This window comes from Akkermansiaceae bacterium (genome assembly GCA_024233115.1).
Taxonomy (GTDB): domain Bacteria; phylum Verrucomicrobiota; class Verrucomicrobiia; order Verrucomicrobiales; family Akkermansiaceae; genus Oceaniferula.
On the sequence record JACKQB010000001.1, the window covers coordinates 363,599 to 379,497 of the forward strand.

The following is a 15,899-nucleotide window of genomic DNA, read 5'->3' on the forward strand; positions in this document are numbered from 1 at the left end:
AGGGGGAGGAAGGAAAGGGGTTATGACGTCCGGCTCATGAGGTCTTGTTGCACGCGACCGGATCTTAACCAGTGCACGGGAGCCGGTGAGGGATAGCGTTGGTGCAGTTTTCCGGTTTCCTCAAGATTACTGCATACGGAAATGATTTTCAACTCCATGCCTGAGCGGTGCAGCCGGGTGACGGTATCGCGCCGCTGTTCGCACCACCCTGTGAAAATACAAATACAGGCAGTCAGGTCATCACGATACCGGAGAACCAGTTTTTGCAGTGCCTCAAAGTCGGCGGTGGGTTCACAGTTCACACCAGCAAGGACCTCCAGCATTTTATCGATGCGTTCCTCACCGCGACCCGCACTGAACACAAAGGCCTCGTCGCGGATAAACATCAGGTCCAGCAGTGTTTCCCGGGTGTCGATGCTGGCCGCAAACGAGGCGGCCACCGACACGGCTTCTTCAAAAAGGTCCGACTGTTCGGCACGGGCGAAGGTGTCGAGAACCAGTCCGTAGCGGGGGAAAAACACGTCTTCGTATTCCTTGACGATCGGTTTGCCTGTGCGCGCCCAGCTTTTCCAATGGATGTGTCGGAGCGGGTCGCCGGGGCGGTATTCCCGGACGCTGGTGAAATCGCCCGACTGACCGATGGCGCTGGAGGCGGCTTCACCACCCAGCTGGAAGCGGGCACTCCCGGGGATGTCCAGCAGTGGTAAACGGTAGCGGTGCGGGAGCACAATGAGTTTGTCACGACTTGATTCCACCTTGCGGCAGCGCTGGAACACGCCGAAGGGATCGGGCAGGCAGAGGCGGAGGTCCTTGAGGATGATGACCCCTCGCTTTTTGGGAGTGAGTGACAACATCAGGTGGGCTTCCTCGCCCGGTCGTAGTCGGGGGACGGGTGGGGAGGCTTGGTTGGTGAAGGGAGTCAGGTTCTTTTGTAGCCACTCCCACCGATAGTATGCCAGGGTGCGGTCGAAGATGTTCCTGGTTTCTTCACCCGGCTCATGGGATCGACTGAAGAGTTGGAAGCCGGGTCGGTTGTCCGGTGCCATCTCTATCAGGTTGGTTCCGGCGAGTGCCTTTTTTCCGGTATTCCGGACATTGACGCGGTAGTGCAAGGTCTCACCTGCCGTGGCAAGCCGGGGCAGATCCCGTGTTGCTTTGACCGTGGCTTTGCGGAAAAACGCCCACAGGCAGCTGATGCCCAGGATAACAAAAATGATACCCCGCACTTGAAAAATAGGGCCCAGTGCATGAATGGGCATAAGGATCCATGAAGCGGGGATTAGCAAAACCAACAGGATTCCCGCTGGCCGGATCCTGTGGGTCAGAAAATGGGCCAAGGCGGAGTTCCGGTGATAGACCCAATAGATCAATCGTAAGAACAAGGGGGATGTTTGGGCGTCCGCCATGAATCCGGGCCGATTTAAACGGGTACGGGAGTTTGCTCGAGAATGGTTTCAACGATGGCCCTGCTAGTCAGTCCGTTGAATTTGGCTTCCGGTGAAACGACAAGGCGGTGGGCGATGACATCGGGGGCGAGCTCCTGGATTGTTTCAGGGGTGACAAAGTCCCGGCCTTCGAACAGCGACAAGGCTTGCGCGAGTTTCATCAACGACAGGGACGCCCTTGGGCTGGCTGATAGATGGACTTCCTCGATGCTGCGCGTGGCATTGCTGAGTGCCACAATATAATTCCTGAGCTCCTCGCTGATCCGAATATTGGATACAGCTGCGGACAAGGCCTTGATGTCTTCAAGTGTGACCGCCGGTTTCAGGTGATCGAGTGGATGGCCCTTGTTCTGGTCGGCTAGAATACGGGATTCTTGTTCGGGACTGACGTAACCGAGTGCGCATTGCATGGTGAAACGGTCCATCTGTGCCTCTGGCAGCGGGTAGGTGCCCCGGAACTCCACGGGGTTTTGGGTGGCGATGACAAAAAACAAGCCGTCCAGATCGTGGCGTTTACCCTCGATGGTGGCTTGTCTTTCAGCCATGGACTCCAACAACGCGCTCTGGGTCCGCGGCGAGGCGCGGTTGATTTCATCCGCCAGCAGAATATCGGTAAACACAGGTCCGGGGTGAAAGCGAAACTCACTGGTCTGCTGGTTGAGGATGGAAACACCCAGGATGTCCGACGGCAGCAGGTCGGGGGTGAACTGGATACGACTGAACTTCGCACCACCAATCGAGCCGGCGATTGCCTTGGCCAGTGTCGTCTTTCCCGTCCCCGGATTGTCTTCTAACAGGACATGCCCGCCGGAGACCATGCAGGCGAGGACGTTGCGGATCGTTTTTTCCTGTCCTTTGATAATGCTGGAGACGGAGGTTTCCAGGAGTTGTGCGGTTTCCAAGGGTGACATAGACGGGTTGACTGGGTGTTGACGTGAGACGGGAGGCTGGCGGCATGGGCTTCTATTCACGCAGCTTGAGCTGGGCTTCGACATCCTTGGCCGTGAGTTTGAGGTGCTCGTCGAAAATGGCCTTCACATCATCGAGCGAGTCCTTGGCGAGGATTTGCTCGAGTTTGCGCCAGTTCTTTTTGTTGAGTAGTTCCCGGCCTTTGTTCGATGCCTGGCGCAGGTCGATATCGAGCAAGACACGGGGCCCCTTGGCGGTGTTTACAATGAGGTAAAGGGGGTAGTCGTTGATGCCGACGAGCTTCGATTCCGTGCGCACGGAAAGTCCGGTCCATTTGCCCCTTTGGGTTGTGCCGCAAACGTGATCATAGTTCGTATGGTCGGCGGCTCCACGGAGGGCGTAGTTAAATGTTTTGAGTGTCTGGATGCTGCTGGTGCCTTTCAGCACAGCGCAACTCGAAAGGGCGGCTTGTGTATCCTTGCCACGCAGGTGGGCGCGGTAACTTTTGAAGAGCCTGGCGGCGTCATCAGCGGAAACGGGTTCGAGTTGCAGGGGGGGCGTAATGGTCACCACCTTGTCGAGAAGGTCCCTGGCCTGCTGGTCCTGGCGGTCTTTTTCCTGAGCGAGGAAACGCTGTTTGATCCTGGCCGAGGAGGTTTTGATATCGTCGCCCAACGATTCGCCGAGTTCTTCCGGGCTGATGAGGTGCCAGCCGTCATCATCTTTGATCATCCAGACCTTGACCGTCTCGAACTCACCGGTGCGATTGGTTTTTGCATACTGGAGGGGTGCGAGCGCGAGGTTCTTTTCTTCAATGATAGCAAAGGCCCGGCGTGGTGATGACCGGAGTTTGTGGATACTGCGCCAGAGGTTTCCCAGGTTGGAAAGGATTTTGGATTGGTTGTCTTCTTTGCCGAAGTAGGCACCCTTGCGAGGCAAGAGCCTGATGCAGTCGGTGAAATCCTCCTTCTTCAACGAGTCCAGGAAATGATCCATCAGCTTGCCGGACGTCGGGTAACTCACTTGCCGGATATTCTTGAAGATGGTGGCAGGGAGTTGTTTGCGTAGTTCGTCCTCGTCACCCCGGCGGTGCCGCCAGCGTTGCTGCCAACGTTCATTTTCCGGTAGCAGCGCCACTTGCAGCAAGGGGGATAAGCGGACAAAAATCTTGCCGTCCGCTTTATGGGTGGGGAAGTAGAGCACCGCGGGTTTGGTTCGTTCAAGGGGGTTGAAAAATCCGACAGCCACCTCGTTGCGGGTGAGGTCGATCTTGAGGGTCTGGGCGATGACGGACCGACTTGTAACCAGGTGCCACTCGCTGGCCGTGTCTTTGTTGTTCAAGCCCTGGGTAACGAGGGTGATCGTGGTCTCCATGGGCTCGGTCAAGGCATCTGAAGCCCCTCCCATACTGGCGAGAATGCCGTGGAGGTTTTTATTGCGGCATTGTTCCAGGAAGTTTTCGACGGCTTCTTCCGGGGACATTTTTTGCAGGCCTGCCTGTTGCTCAATGGTTGCGAGCGTCGACTTGAAGTCCTTGGTCGCCTGTTCCCGGTAGGTGGATTCCAGCCGGTTTTTTTCCTGGGCCATCCACCGTTGGAGCGAGCGGACGGACTGTTCTACCTTTTCATCATACCCGTAGCCTGTGTTAGAAAACACACCCGGCAAGGGGGCGGCTTTCCAGGCCTTGCCTTTTTTGATCAGCGCGACAGTGTGGATGCGTGTGCTGAGAGGGGCTGCTGTGTTTTCTGCCCGGACGAGAATGCCGGCCAAACCGGAGTCCACCTTCTGGGCTTCGATGGTCAGGGCGTCACCATCGCGAAAGTAGTTCTTTTTCAGAAAATCGATACGTGTGCGCAGCACCTTGCGCCGCTGGATACCACAATGCTCGGACAGGGCAGTGTGCTTTGCGAGGTCCAGCTCCCCCTTGGCGAGTTGGTTCAGGTAGGTTAATGCCACCCTGGCCCGGTCATCGGCCGCGGAGTTGTTTGCAGCATGATCTTCTGCGCCCGTAACCGTGGCAGCTATGGCGATGAAGACAAGGCTGTGATAGAAAATGATAGCAGGGTTTCTCATGGTTGTATGTTGGGTTGTTGGCTGATGTCGTCTGATGCTGTGAGCGGATTCCACGACCGGATGCACGCAGTTTGACGGCAGCGGGAATGCCATTGGGGATGTCAAAGTCTTATCAGCATCCGTGCCTGCGAACAAGCTGGCCGTTTCATGTTCAAGGGGACGGTGCAGGTGTTAGCCTCCACGGAGCCGGTGAAGTTGCACGTTGAGGCGCCCCTCATGGGTTGACCGGGCATTGCAGATCCCGGGTGGGGTGGAGTCTTGAGCAGATCGAAGGGAAACGTTTTGTCCGCTTTGGTCATAAAACTGATTCAAACAGTTTTTGCTGCGATGACAACCCCAGATAATCAGGAAGACTATCGAGTGAGCTCTTCGAAGTCTTTTTCCTTCTGCCTGGCTTCCCCGTTTGTCTTGTCCCGCGGGTCAAGCAGACCTGCTCCCGGTCCGGGTGTGGGGCTGGGTTGGGGTGTTGGATTGCTGGCTTGAAGAAGCTCGTTGAGGTTGTCGTGCGGATTGTTGATACTTCCGCTGAGCGTTACCTTGGTATAGATAAAGCCAGCGTGTGGCTCGGAGAATATCGTAGGCGCGGGCAGATTCTTGGTAAAGATCCTGGCGGGGATGCCAACAGTGAGTTCGCCTGATAGGACACCCAAGGCGCTCACCGAGATATCACCGTTCAGGGTGATGATGCGGCTGCTTGTCAGAATGAGGTTGCTGAGTGTCACCCCGTCCGAGGTCCGCATGATGGTGCCACGGCAGGAACTGAAAGTAGGGCGCACATACTGGGTGTCACGGGTCACGTCCTTCAGGTCAGTGAACATCGGGAGCTCGCTGAAACGCAGTTCGGTGGAGTTGAATGGCAAAATAAAGCTCAGGGCCTCGGTGTTTTTCTTTTTGTAGTCATAGGAAAGGGAGCCCATGTCACTCTGGATTTCCCCTTGGATGATGCGGCCCAGCTCTTTACCGAGCAGTTGCTGGATGGGGTAGTCTTTTGCTTTGACATCGAGAACGATGGGGCTGTCGGTCGACTTGGCAATCCTTCCTTTGATGACCAGCTCTCCCTTGAGGCCGTTGCTGGCTTCGAGCCGGGCTTCAATTTCGGTGTCACTGGAATTCAAGCTCATGATACCCGATGATATTTCCAGGGCCGGCCAGTTGGGGACATTCATCAGCCCGTTGTTGAAAACGATCTGATAATGGTCATCAACTTGTTTTCGCAGTGATACCTGTAAGCCGGTGATGGCGGGCGAGTTCCGATCTGCCCCAAATTGAATATCCAGCTGGTTGCAGCGGAATGCACCGAAACTGTAGGGTGACAGAATAGGGTCGGTGGATGTTTCGACTGTGACCGCAGGAGTTTGCAGCTGGACTTTTCCCAGGCTGGCAACAACTTCCTCACCTATCCAGTCGCTTGTAAAAAAGCTGGTCGCCTTGATGTCAGCCTTGATGGCATTGAAGGTGGCCGACTTGAAAAACGAGTGTTTGTCCCAGGAGAGTTCGGCTTTGCTGGCCTTGGCCGAGACGGGTGTCACCCTCAGCTGGGTGAGCTCGGTTGATTCCGCCCCGGCGAGTTTGGTGACCGTCGACTCGGTGGTCTCCTTGAATGACCTGCCGTTGTATTTGGCAATGATGAAAATGGTGCCCGCTATCAGAATGACAAACAAGCCGATCAGAGAGCCTAGAACGGCCCACTTGATTTTTGGGTTGGTTTGTTTCTGCTTTTTCTCGGGTTGCTTAGAGCGTCTCTTGCGCCTGCGCACTTTGACAACCTGTGAGCCATCGGGCCGCGTGATGAGTTCACCTTCCTCCCGGGATGATGAATCCGCTCGCTTCTGACGGTCATTCCGCTTTAAGCGGGCCATCATCTCATCGACCGAATAATTTTCGTCGCCTTGTTTGGGGTTGTTCGGGTTGGCTTCCATTGACCTCAGGTTGTTGCGCGCAAACTAGCGAGTATTCATCGATCTGCAACCGTCAAATGAAAATATCAGAGGCGTCTAACGATTTCTCCAAGGTGTGCCCGTAGGGTCGACCAATTCAGCATTGACCGTAATGATGACGGCTTCACGGAATGTGCGCTCGGCATCGGAGCGGAACAACCTGCCCGCGAATGGAATATCGCCCAGGATGGGAATTTTGTCTTCCACCTTGGTTTTCCGGCTGGTCATGACTCCGCCTAAAACAATCGTCGCTCCATCCTCGATGGTCAGGGTGGAATTCTGCAGTCGGACGGTTTTGAACACGGGCATCAGGATGCGGTTGTCGGTGATTGCACCAAAGGTGCCGGCGGTGGTGGAAAAGACGTTACCGCCCCCGAGGTTGTCTTGATCAACACTAAGACTGCCGCCGGAAACCCCGCTGATCGGCGTGCCGTAGTTGATAAATCCCTCGAATTCGACCATTTCGGGACGGAGTGAGAGTTCGATGAACTTCCGGTCAGCGCCTACCGTGGGCTCGACCTCCAGAGTGACACCAACATTGCGCGTTTCGAATGCAGTGGGGTGTGCAGGTGTTACAGCTGTTGCCACGGGAGCCTCTCCAAACTCTCCGGAGATGGGGTCGATAAGCCCACCGCCACCGACGCTGTTAGGTAGTTCGGGTGGCTCGTATTCCGTGGGGTAGATAAACTCACGGATGATTTCAATCTTGGAGCGTTCACCGCTGCGGGAAATGGTGGAGGGATTGACCATCACATCGGCACCGGTGTTTTGGTTCAGGCCACGCATCATCATCTGGATAGCCATACCATTGGTGATTGCCGTGACAGTCAGGATACCGGGAGCCCTGGCGCCGGCGTTGAAGATACCGGTCGAGCTCGAATTCAGGTAGGCATCGATGGCTTGGCCCGGCGTGGCCTCGCTGCCACTCCGATTTCCCGCGGTGACACTGGATCTTCCGTCAAGGGTGGTAAAGGGGGGGCTGGGGATTGGGCCCAGTGCTGAGCCATTACCCGTGGTTCCGCCACCTAGGTGGAGGCCGCCACCCAGTCCAAGAGGCGTAATCGCCCAGTCGAAGCCAAGCTCTTTTAATTTTTCCTCACTCACCCGGATGATGGTGGTCCTGATGACGACCATCACCGGTTCCTCATCCGCGATGAGCGATACGAGCTGGTCGACCAGGTCGATGTTGTCTGCGGTGTTGCGGACGATAAGTGTGTTGTTGGAAGGGGTGTAGGTGGCTGAAGCTCCGTCTGGGAAGCTGACGCCGCTTTGTTTCAGGAAATCCGTGATACTCATCTGGGTGGGCAGTTTGCCCTCGTCATTGTCATCCTCACCAAATGGATTCTCGTTATCCTCCTTGCCGGAAACGGCGGCCGACTGAAGGAAGTTCGGTGGCACCCGGAAGGTTTTCGAAATCAGCTGCCCGGTGGCTGAGCCGACAGGGGTGACGAGAACCCCGACACCATCAGTGCGCCATTGGGTCCGGGTCTGGTCGGTAATATAGTCGAGCACTTTCGAGAGGGGAAGGCTGCGCGCTTTCAGGGTGACACGTGTCGCCGCCACGGCCTTGGCCATTTCCGAGGATTTATCACCGAGGTTCAGGATGACGTTGATTCCGGTTTGTTCGCCAGCGGCATTGGGCGCATCCCCTAGCCGACTCTGGAGTCGTACGAAGTCGAGCGCCTCATCAATGCTGACGTTATCGAGATCCATCGTGTCGACGATGATACCGGCCAACTTGTCGCGCAGGTCGGGAGCGAGGGCCGTGGGGGCGTTGAGGGGCACATGGGGGGGCTTGTTTTCAGCCGACGGCACATAAAGCTCCCAGCTGCCATCCACCTCGGCCAGCATACCTGCTCTGGTGTGGTCTCTGGCAGCACGGTAGTAGTCGGCCTGGATGTCGTTGACGCGTTCCATGCCACGACGGGCAGCCTTGTTAAACGGGTCGATACCGATGACCGCCTCATAGACAGTCATGGCGCGGTCGTATTGGCCGATGCTGTAAAACCCTTCCGCTTCACGGAGAAGCCTGCCGACCTTGACAATGTCGACGACGTGTTCGGGGGTGATGGCGTGGTTGTAGCGGATGGGGTCGTCAATCTGCTGCCTGAGTTTTTGCGCGCCGAGATGGGACGGGGCGATGCCGGGTTTCAGCACCTTGTCGAGCAAGCTGCGGGCTTTATCGTAGTTGCCTCCCTTGGCTAGGGCACGGCTGCGTTCCGTGGCTGCGGTGGCATAGCGGTCAGCGGCGGCCGAGCGAAGCTCATGGTTCAGTGCGCCGACAGGGAGCAGGTCGAAGGCCTGGGCGTAATCTTTAACGGCGGATTTATAGTCCCCTTTTTGATAGGCAAGATCTCCGGTATTGAGAAGGTCGTATGCCTTGCGGGCGTTGCCAATTCTGCGGTTTAATTCTTTTTGGACGGCGGACTCCTGGGCGGTGACAGGGGGGGCGAGAAGCGGTGCACTCAAGCTGAGTACACATGCCAACCCGGTGCGCGCCATTTGCCTCCGGTATGCAAAACACAATTTTTCCATGGGACGTAGTGAGAGGCTTATAAACAGGACTGGGCTCGGGGGTAAGCGTAAAATTCAAAAAAATGACGTGTTGGCATTGTATTATCCTGGGGCGCGATATCGAGGTGGTGTCGACGAAGCCGCCCTGTTTGAGAGTCATACAGTCAAAAATTGCCTGCAAAATGGGCTTGTGATGGGGATTTCTCAAGCTAGGGTTCGCACGCGGACGATGTTCCGCCCTCCCATTCGACTTCCTCCGACCTCCTTCCGCTAATTGCCATGGTACATTCTACCGATCATTCTGCTGACACCGCCGAATCCGCACGCTCTGTTCTCGCGCATGCCGCCTACGATTCCAAAATCGAGGGAAACGTGATCTTTACCCGTGTGGATGCCGCCATTAACTGGATGCGGAAGAATTCCCTCTGGCCGATGCCGATGGGGCTGGCCTGCTGCGCGATCGAGCTGATGGCCACCGCGTCATCCCGCTTCGATATATCCCGCTTTGGCGCTGAGGTGATGCGTTTTTCTCCCCGTCAAAGCGATGTGATGATCGTTGCCGGCACGGTGACCTACAAGATGGCGCTGACCGTCAAACGCGTCTGGGACCAGATGCCTGACCCCAAATGGTGTATCGCCATGGGTGCCTGTGCTTCGAGCGGTGGCATGTATCGCAGCTACGCCGTGCTCCAGGGCATCGACCAGTTGCTGCCGGTGGACGTCTATATCTCCGGTTGCCCACCACGCCCTGAGGCATTGATCGAGGGTTTGATGAAACTGCAGCAAAAAATCGACGGTGAACAATCGACCCGTGACCTCAAAGCCGATCCCGAGGCAAAATCCTCCTGCCCAGGCTAACCGAGGCTAACATTTGCTAACACTCGTTTTTCCTCACCCGTTTTCCGCCCAACCATGAACGCGCAAGAAGCAGCCCGGCAAGTCCTGGAAAAATTCCCATCCTCCACCAGCCTCGAATTCCGGGGTGAGCACAGCGTGACGGTCAAGCTCGACGAGCTGCGTGCCGTGATGGAGTTCTGCCGGGAGGAGATGAAGCTTAATTTTCTGCTCGATGCCTCCAGTGTCGATAACATGGGCACTGAGCCGAGGTTTGAAATGGTCTATGAACTTGCGAAGGTGGACGACTCCGTGCATCTCCGCGTCAAGGCACCCGTCCCTGAAGGGGAGGAAGTGCCCACGGTCAGCGACCTCTGGGCAACGGCCGATTGGCATGAGCGTGAGGTCTACGATATGATGGGGATTCGCTTTGCGGGCCACCCTGACCTGCGGCGTATCCTGATGTGGGAGGGCTACCCTTACCACCCGCTGCGCAAGGAGTTTCCGCTGGCCGGAAAACCAAGCGAGATGCCCGATGTGGCAAGCTCAGGTGTGGCACCACTGGCCGATGGTCCGTTTGTGACCAGTGCCGGTGCAGGCTCGCGCGTCAAGGCCGAGCCAAGGTCCAGAGCCTGAGATTCCCCTGGAGTGCGGACGGCTTGCCTCCGCTTTGGGGAGGGCCGAGGCTTGCCGTGATGGGAAATGATCTGTAAAATTGAGCAGATTGTCGGTTTGTCTGTCTGAGGATGGTAGCCAATTTCCGTGTGACGGTTGACGGGGATGCTAACCTAACCCGTAATACCCAGCTAATGCCCTCGCAAAACCGTCAACCCTCCTCTTTCCCTGCACTGTTCCCGCGCATGCAGGTGCATCTTCCGGGTATGGATGTGATGACGGGCTTGGCACTGGTGCTGGTATTGATTCATCTGTTTTTGGAGCGGGCGGGCGGGCCGTCGGAGGCACCTTGGTACTATCTTAATTTCGGTCTGTCGTGGGACGGGTTTTCCCATGGCAAGATCTGGCAGTTAGCCAGTTATGGTTTCTTGCATGGCGATTGGTTTCACCTGCTGGTCAACATCCTGATGCTGTGGCTTATAGGGGGGCGTGTGATACATATCCTGGGTCACCGGTGGTGTTTTAAAATCATCGTCATTGGCATGCTCGCCGGCGGGGTGGTTCATTTGCTGACCGGGTTGTTGATGCTGCGGACGGGATACCACGAAAGCCAGTTGATCGGCATCTCGGGCGCCTGTTTGGCGTTGCTGCTGACGCTGACCACGCTGTCGCCTGATTCCCGGATGTGGCCTGTACCGATCAGCGGCAAGACCCTTGGCCTCGGTATCATGCTGGCCGAGTTGCTGCTTTGGCTGATGCAGCCAGGCCTTGGGCTGCCATTTTTCTCAAGCATGGGCGAAATGATCATTGCATGGAGTGGCGGTGATGACTCTATTTTCCGGATCAGTCACGGCTGCCACCTTGGCGGGGCTTTGGCCGGCTGGTTACTTGCCCGCCGGTTGTTGGCTCCGACGCCAAGTCTGGAAAGCCTCCGGCAAATGCGCGACAAGCGGGAAAAAGACCGCAAGCTGGAAGACCACGGTTGAGGCTTGCCAATGGGCGCCCGGCACCGCTACATTCGCGTGGCGCTGCACGTGGCGCCAATGATAACAACCCAAACCAACCATCTTATCACTATGAGTATTCAAGTCGGAGACAAAGCCCCTAATTTCAACCTCGTCACCCTCACCGCCGAGGGCCCGCAGACCGTTCAGCTGAGCGATCTCGTCGGTGCATCCAACATCGTCCTCCTTTTTGTGCCCATGGCATTCACCGGAGTATGCACCGAGGAGTTCTGTGCCATCACCAAAGGCCTCTCTGTTTACGACCAACTTGATGCCAAAGTCATCGGTATTTCCGGTGACAACCCGTTTGCCCAGGCTGCATGGGCGGAAAAAGAGGGTATCGGCATCACCCTTCTGAGCGACTACGAGCATACCGCTACGCAAGCCTATGGCGTGGCATACGAGTCCTTCCTTCCTGAGAAAAACCTGATCATGGGTGGTGTGCCCAAGCGTTCCGCCTTTGTTGTCGATAAAGCCGGCGTCGTCCAATATGCCGAGGTCAACGACAACCCGGGTGACCTCCCTGACTTCGACGCCATCCAAGCGTGTCTGAAGGCACTCTAACGAATTTGATCCGATGATCTGGGCTCTGCACGGAGCCGTCGGAATGGCGGCGGACTGGCGCGCGTTTGGTGCCAGTCTGTCCGCCGAAATCGGTGGCCTGCGCCGACTCGACCTCTGGCGCTTTCTGGATTGCTGCCCGATGCCGTTGGAAAAATTCGGCGACACCCTGGCGGGGGAAATCAAACGAGTCGACCCGGAGCCGATACTTGTCGGTTACTCCATGGGGGGCAGGCTCGCGCTGCACGCATTGTTAGCCCAGCCGGAGCTCTGGAAAGCGGCGGTCATTATCTCGGCTCACCCCGGTTTGGCGGATGAATCCGAACGGATGGACCGGCAAAAAAAAGACGCCGAGTGGTCAGCGCTTGCACTGAAGGCTGACTGGTCCGATTTCCTGGATCGATGGAATGCGCAGGGGGTGTTAGGGGGGGCTGGTGAGTTGCCCGACCGCACAAGGCTCAAAAGCCGCCGGGCATCTGTCGCCCGGTCGTTCATCGACTGGTCACTCGGCGCGCAGGCCGACCTCCTGCCTCGGTTCGATAAAATCACCTGCCCGGTTTTGTGGATGACCGGGGAGCGGGACAGCAAGTTTACCGGGATCGCAGAGGCCGCCGTCCCTCATTTGCCACAGGGCAAACACGTGGTAGTCCCCGACTGCGGGCACCGGGTTCCATGGGAAAATGCCCCCGGTTTCACACGCCACTGCGTGGAATTTATGGGTGATAGATCATGATCTTTTCACCTTCCTGCCGCAGGTTGGTATCGAAGCCCTCCTGGATGCGGTCGAGTGGGAAGCGGTGGGTGATCAGGCTGCTAACAGGTATACCGATCCGCTCCGCCCGCTGCAGAAAATGATAGGCGTTCGGGTAGTCGGTGCTGTTATAGACCCATGAGCCGATCAGGGAGATTTCCTTATGGCAGATATCCTGATGCGGATTGATCCTGGCTTCCCCGCCCTCGACGAAGTGGCCGATTTCGATCACCGAGCCACCGCGGCGCACCATTTTGAAGATGTTGGAAAATGCCTGGGCCACCCCGGTGACCTGGAAGCCAAACTGGGCACCCACCCCCTTGGTGAGCTTTTGCACCTCCTTGACCAGTCCGTTGAGATCCGGGTAATGGGTGAAATTGAGCGTGTGGTCGGCGCCAAAGGTCCTGGCCATGGCCAGCCGTTCGTCGTTTCCATCCACGGCAATGATGTTGTTCACCCCGTAGGTGCGCAGCACCGCGATCATCAGCAGTCCGATAGGCCCGCAGCCTTGCACTAACACCCGGCTCCTGAAGTTGAGCCGGCTACTGCTCTCCTTGGCGCGGTCAAGGGCATGGCAGGCGACGGCGGCTGGCTCGATCAAGGTGCGTAGTTCCAGACTCATGTCCTTGACCACAAAAAACGACGAGCCCGGACGGATGATCAGGTATTCGCCGAAGTAACCATTGAAGTGGTTGTCGGGTGTGTCCGGGAGTAGTCCGTAGATTTGCAAATCATCACACAGGTTCGCACGCAGCGGATTGTACTTGGCGATCATGCACTCCTGGCTGGTTTCCATGATGCTGGTCACGATTTTATCGCCAACCGCCACCGGTTTGCCGACGGAGTCCATGACGATGTTTTTACCGACCTGGAGCACCTCGCCTGTTCCTTCATGGCCGAGGACCACGGGGGTCAGTTCAAAGGGGTCATTCTGGTAGCAGTGAATGTCCGTGCCACAGATGCCGCAGGCTTCCACCTTGACCAGGATCTCGTCATCGGTGATGGCGCGCAGTGGGAACTCCTTGATGCGCAGCGTTTTTTTAGCTTCAAGCACAGCGGCCCGACCCGTGGTAGGTACGGTGCTTGGCCTGGATACCGTCCGGTTTTTGAAGGCGTCGTTTACTACTGAGCGAATGAGTGCAGGGTCGATTGGGTCAGCCATTTGACACGGCTTCTACCCTGAAGCCGCCGCTATTTCAATAGCAGAGAAGCAGGATGACACCCAAAATCGGGATGGTTTTTGGTATTTGGAGTTGGAAACTTAAAACTGACAACATAAAACAATCCCATGTGGACATCAGCACACCAATTTGAAGACATTCTCTACGAGAAAAGCGAAGACGGGCAAATCGCCAAAATCACCATCAACCGGCCGGAAGTCCGGAATGCGTTCCGACCCGAAACCACCAAGGAACTACTCGTCTCCCTTGAACTCGCCCACGAAGACCCGGAGGTCGGTGTGATCATTCTCACCGGGGCAGGGGACAAGGCGTTTTGTTCGGGGGGCGACCAGAAAGTGCGCGGCCACGCCGGCTACATCGGTGGCGACGGGGTGCCCCGCCTCAACATCCTCGATGTGCAACGCAAGATCCGCAATTTGCCCAAACCCGTCGTCGCCATGGTCGCCGGTTACGCCATCGGCGGCGGACACGTCCTGCATGTGGTCTGCGACCTCACCATCGCCGCCGACAATGCCATTTTCGGCCAGACCGGCCCCAAGGTGGGATCATTCGACGGCGGTCTCGGCTCCAGCTATCTCTCCCGTATCGTCGGTCAGAAAAAAGCGCGTGAGATCTGGTACCTCTGCCGCCAGTACGATGCCCAGCAAGCACTCGACATGGGACTGGTCAATACCGTGGTGCCACTCGCCGATTTGGAAAAGGAAACCGTCCAGTGGTGTCGGGAAATGTTGGACCACTCACCCATCGCCCTGCGCTGCCTCAAGGCGGCGTTGAATGCCGACTGCGATGGTCAGATGGGTTTGTTAGACCTCGCCGGAAACGCCACCATGCTCTACTACATGAGCGAGGAGGGCAAGGAGGGGAAAAACGCCTTCGTCGAGAAACGCAAACCCGATTTCTCCAAGTTCCCGCGCGTGCCGTAGAGGTCGAACTCCAAGTTTTAAACTCCAAATACCAAGGTAAGAAGTAGCGACCGTGGCGGTCGTGCTACTCAGCAGGCTCGATCATGCTGCCGTATTTATTGCGCAGGGTGACGGTGACGACACCAAAGACCTGACCGACCACACAGGAGATGAGGATCACGGGAACCGACTTGCCGTAGTCGCCCCCCAGAAGATGGTTAGCTGCGAAAAAACATGCGGCACCCACAAACCACGCGGGGATGAAGTCGAGTGCGGGGACTTTTTCAAAGAGAATCACAAAGAAGGCGATCAGGCCCACCGAGACAGGGAAGCCAATATTGGCTGATCCGGAGCACTCGGTGAGCATCAGGCCAAGTTCGATGATGGCGATGGAGGCTGCAACGCCGAAGACCCAGCAACCGATCACCTTGGCGCCACCCTTCGGAGTGCATCCGGCCACAAAGTAACAGGCCCAAGCGGCAAAGCCTGCCCAGGCATAAAACCAGTCACCGGTCATCAGGTCCAACCACTGCATCAGGCCTGCGAGAATCGCGATAATCAAAGCGTGCGGCGTAAATTTAAGGAATTCTTTCATCGTGGGTTTCCTATGTAGAAACAAGTTCTATATGACAACCCAAATCAGCAAAAACCCAAAAGCCGCCCCGAGGTGAGCAAGATATGCGCAGTGGGGAGGGCGGACACTCCTGTCCACCGGCTTTCAAGGGCGACAGGAGTGTCGCCCCTCCCTATTCCACAGCCTTGAACCGATCCCGGTAAAAGCTGCCGTCGGGGGTGATGATATCGGCGTGGAGGATCAGGAGCAAGGTGTGGGTATTGCTGTTGGGGTGGCCGGGTTCGATGATGGCTGGTTCCCCGCGCCGCCAAACGGATCATCGTCTACGTCTGTTTCGGACCGGTCAAGTTGTCTGAGGAAATGGTGGGGAACGGTGATGAATCCGTAGACATATGGGGAGCCGCCGGTAACAACACCATCCTCCCGATGATGGTCATCCCAGGCATATTCCGGTTTCTCCCCGTTGGTATTTTCCTCTGCAAATGCGGTCAGGAACACCCCGACAACAGCAAGTGATCCTACATACAACCAAGTCTTCATCTTAGCGGCACTCTATCAGCCCATCCGAATTCTGTAAATGATGTTCATTCTGTCAAAAT

Annotated in this window: 14 protein-coding genes; 6 read left to right on the forward strand and 8 right to left on the reverse strand. The window is 56.7% G+C overall.

What is annotated here, in order from left to right:
• Positions 1–20: 20 nt before the first annotated feature.
• The 5 genes from H7A51_01545 to H7A51_01565 all read right to left on the reverse strand — a co-directional run bounded on the left by H7A51_01545 (position 21) and on the right by H7A51_01565 (position 8,833).
• Entirely contained in the window at positions 21–1,259 is a 1,239-nt protein-coding gene (locus H7A51_01545) for a DUF58 domain-containing protein (GenBank protein ID MCP5534896.1), read from the reverse strand.
• Positions 1,260–1,420: 161 nt separating this feature from the next.
• Complete coding sequence (locus tag H7A51_01550) at positions 1,421–2,356, reverse strand: MoxR family ATPase (GenBank protein MCP5534897.1); 936 nt, start codon at positions 2,354–2,356, stop codon at positions 1,421–1,423.
• Positions 2,357–2,408: 52 nt separating this feature from the next.
• Entirely contained in the window at positions 2,409–4,427 is a 2,019-nt protein-coding gene (locus H7A51_01555) for a hypothetical protein (protein MCP5534898.1), read from the reverse strand.
• A 353-nt stretch (positions 4,428–4,780) separates the two neighbouring features.
• Positions 4,781–6,346 carry a hypothetical protein gene (locus tag H7A51_01560; GenBank protein MCP5534899.1) on the reverse strand — a complete coding sequence of 522 codons (1,566 nt, stop codon included), beginning with the start codon at positions 6,344–6,346 and terminating at the stop codon, positions 4,781–4,783.
• Positions 6,347–6,421: 75 nt separating this feature from the next.
• Positions 6,422–8,833 carry a hypothetical protein gene (locus H7A51_01565; protein MCP5534900.1) on the reverse strand — a complete coding sequence of 804 codons (2,412 nt, stop codon included), beginning with the start codon at positions 8,831–8,833 and terminating at the stop codon, positions 6,422–6,424.
• Positions 8,834–9,157: 324 nt separating this feature from the next.
• Between H7A51_01565 and nuoB the strand changes: the two genes are divergently transcribed.
• The 5 genes from nuoB (at position 9,158) to H7A51_01590 (ending at position 12,625) form a co-directional block, all read left to right on the forward strand.
• On the forward strand, positions 9,158–9,736 hold the full coding sequence (nuoB, locus tag H7A51_01570) for an NADH-quinone oxidoreductase subunit NuoB (protein ID MCP5534901.1): 579 nt from the start codon (positions 9,158–9,160) through the stop codon (positions 9,734–9,736).
• 54 nt (positions 9,737–9,790) lie between these two features.
• The gene (locus tag H7A51_01575; GenBank protein MCP5534902.1) at positions 9,791–10,348 is read left to right on the forward strand and encodes an NADH-quinone oxidoreductase subunit C; all 558 of its coding nucleotides are present in this window, start codon (positions 9,791–9,793) and stop codon (positions 10,346–10,348) included.
• A gap of 173 nt (positions 10,349–10,521) precedes the next feature.
• Positions 10,522–11,313, forward strand: coding sequence for a rhomboid family intramembrane serine protease (locus H7A51_01580; protein ID MCP5534903.1), 792 nt, complete (start codon positions 10,522–10,524; stop codon positions 11,311–11,313).
• A 90-nt stretch (positions 11,314–11,403) separates the two neighbouring features.
• On the forward strand, positions 11,404–11,895 hold the full coding sequence (locus tag H7A51_01585) for a redoxin domain-containing protein (protein ID MCP5534904.1): 492 nt from the start codon (positions 11,404–11,406) through the stop codon (positions 11,893–11,895).
• A 13-nt stretch (positions 11,896–11,908) separates the two neighbouring features.
• Positions 11,909–12,625, forward strand: coding sequence for an alpha/beta fold hydrolase (locus tag H7A51_01590; GenBank protein ID MCP5534905.1), 717 nt, complete (start codon positions 11,909–11,911; stop codon positions 12,623–12,625).
• On the opposite strand, the gene H7A51_01595 is transcribed toward H7A51_01590, so the two are convergent.
• Positions 12,606–13,805 (reverse strand): zinc-binding dehydrogenase, encoded by a 1,200-nt coding sequence (locus H7A51_01595; GenBank protein MCP5534906.1) that lies wholly within the window; start codon positions 13,803–13,805, stop codon positions 12,606–12,608. The two genes, H7A51_01590 and H7A51_01595, sit on opposite strands and share 20 nt — an antisense overlap.
• Before the next feature lie 126 nt (positions 13,806–13,931).
• On the opposite strand from H7A51_01595, the gene menB reads away from it, so the two are divergent.
• Entirely contained in the window at positions 13,932–14,747 is an 816-nt protein-coding gene (gene menB, locus H7A51_01600) for a 1,4-dihydroxy-2-naphthoyl-CoA synthase (protein ID MCP5534907.1), read from the forward strand.
• A 64-nt stretch (positions 14,748–14,811) separates the two neighbouring features.
• Here the strand turns inward: menB and H7A51_01605 are convergent, their stop codons facing one another.
• Positions 14,812–15,321, reverse strand: a complete 510-nt coding sequence (locus H7A51_01605) for a DUF1097 domain-containing protein (GenBank protein MCP5534908.1) — start codon at positions 15,319–15,321, stop codon at positions 14,812–14,814.
• A gap of 219 nt (positions 15,322–15,540) precedes the next feature.
• Positions 15,541–15,840 (reverse strand): hypothetical protein, encoded by a 300-nt coding sequence (locus H7A51_01610; GenBank protein MCP5534909.1) that lies wholly within the window; start codon positions 15,838–15,840, stop codon positions 15,541–15,543.
• Positions 15,841–15,899 lie beyond the last annotated feature (59 nt).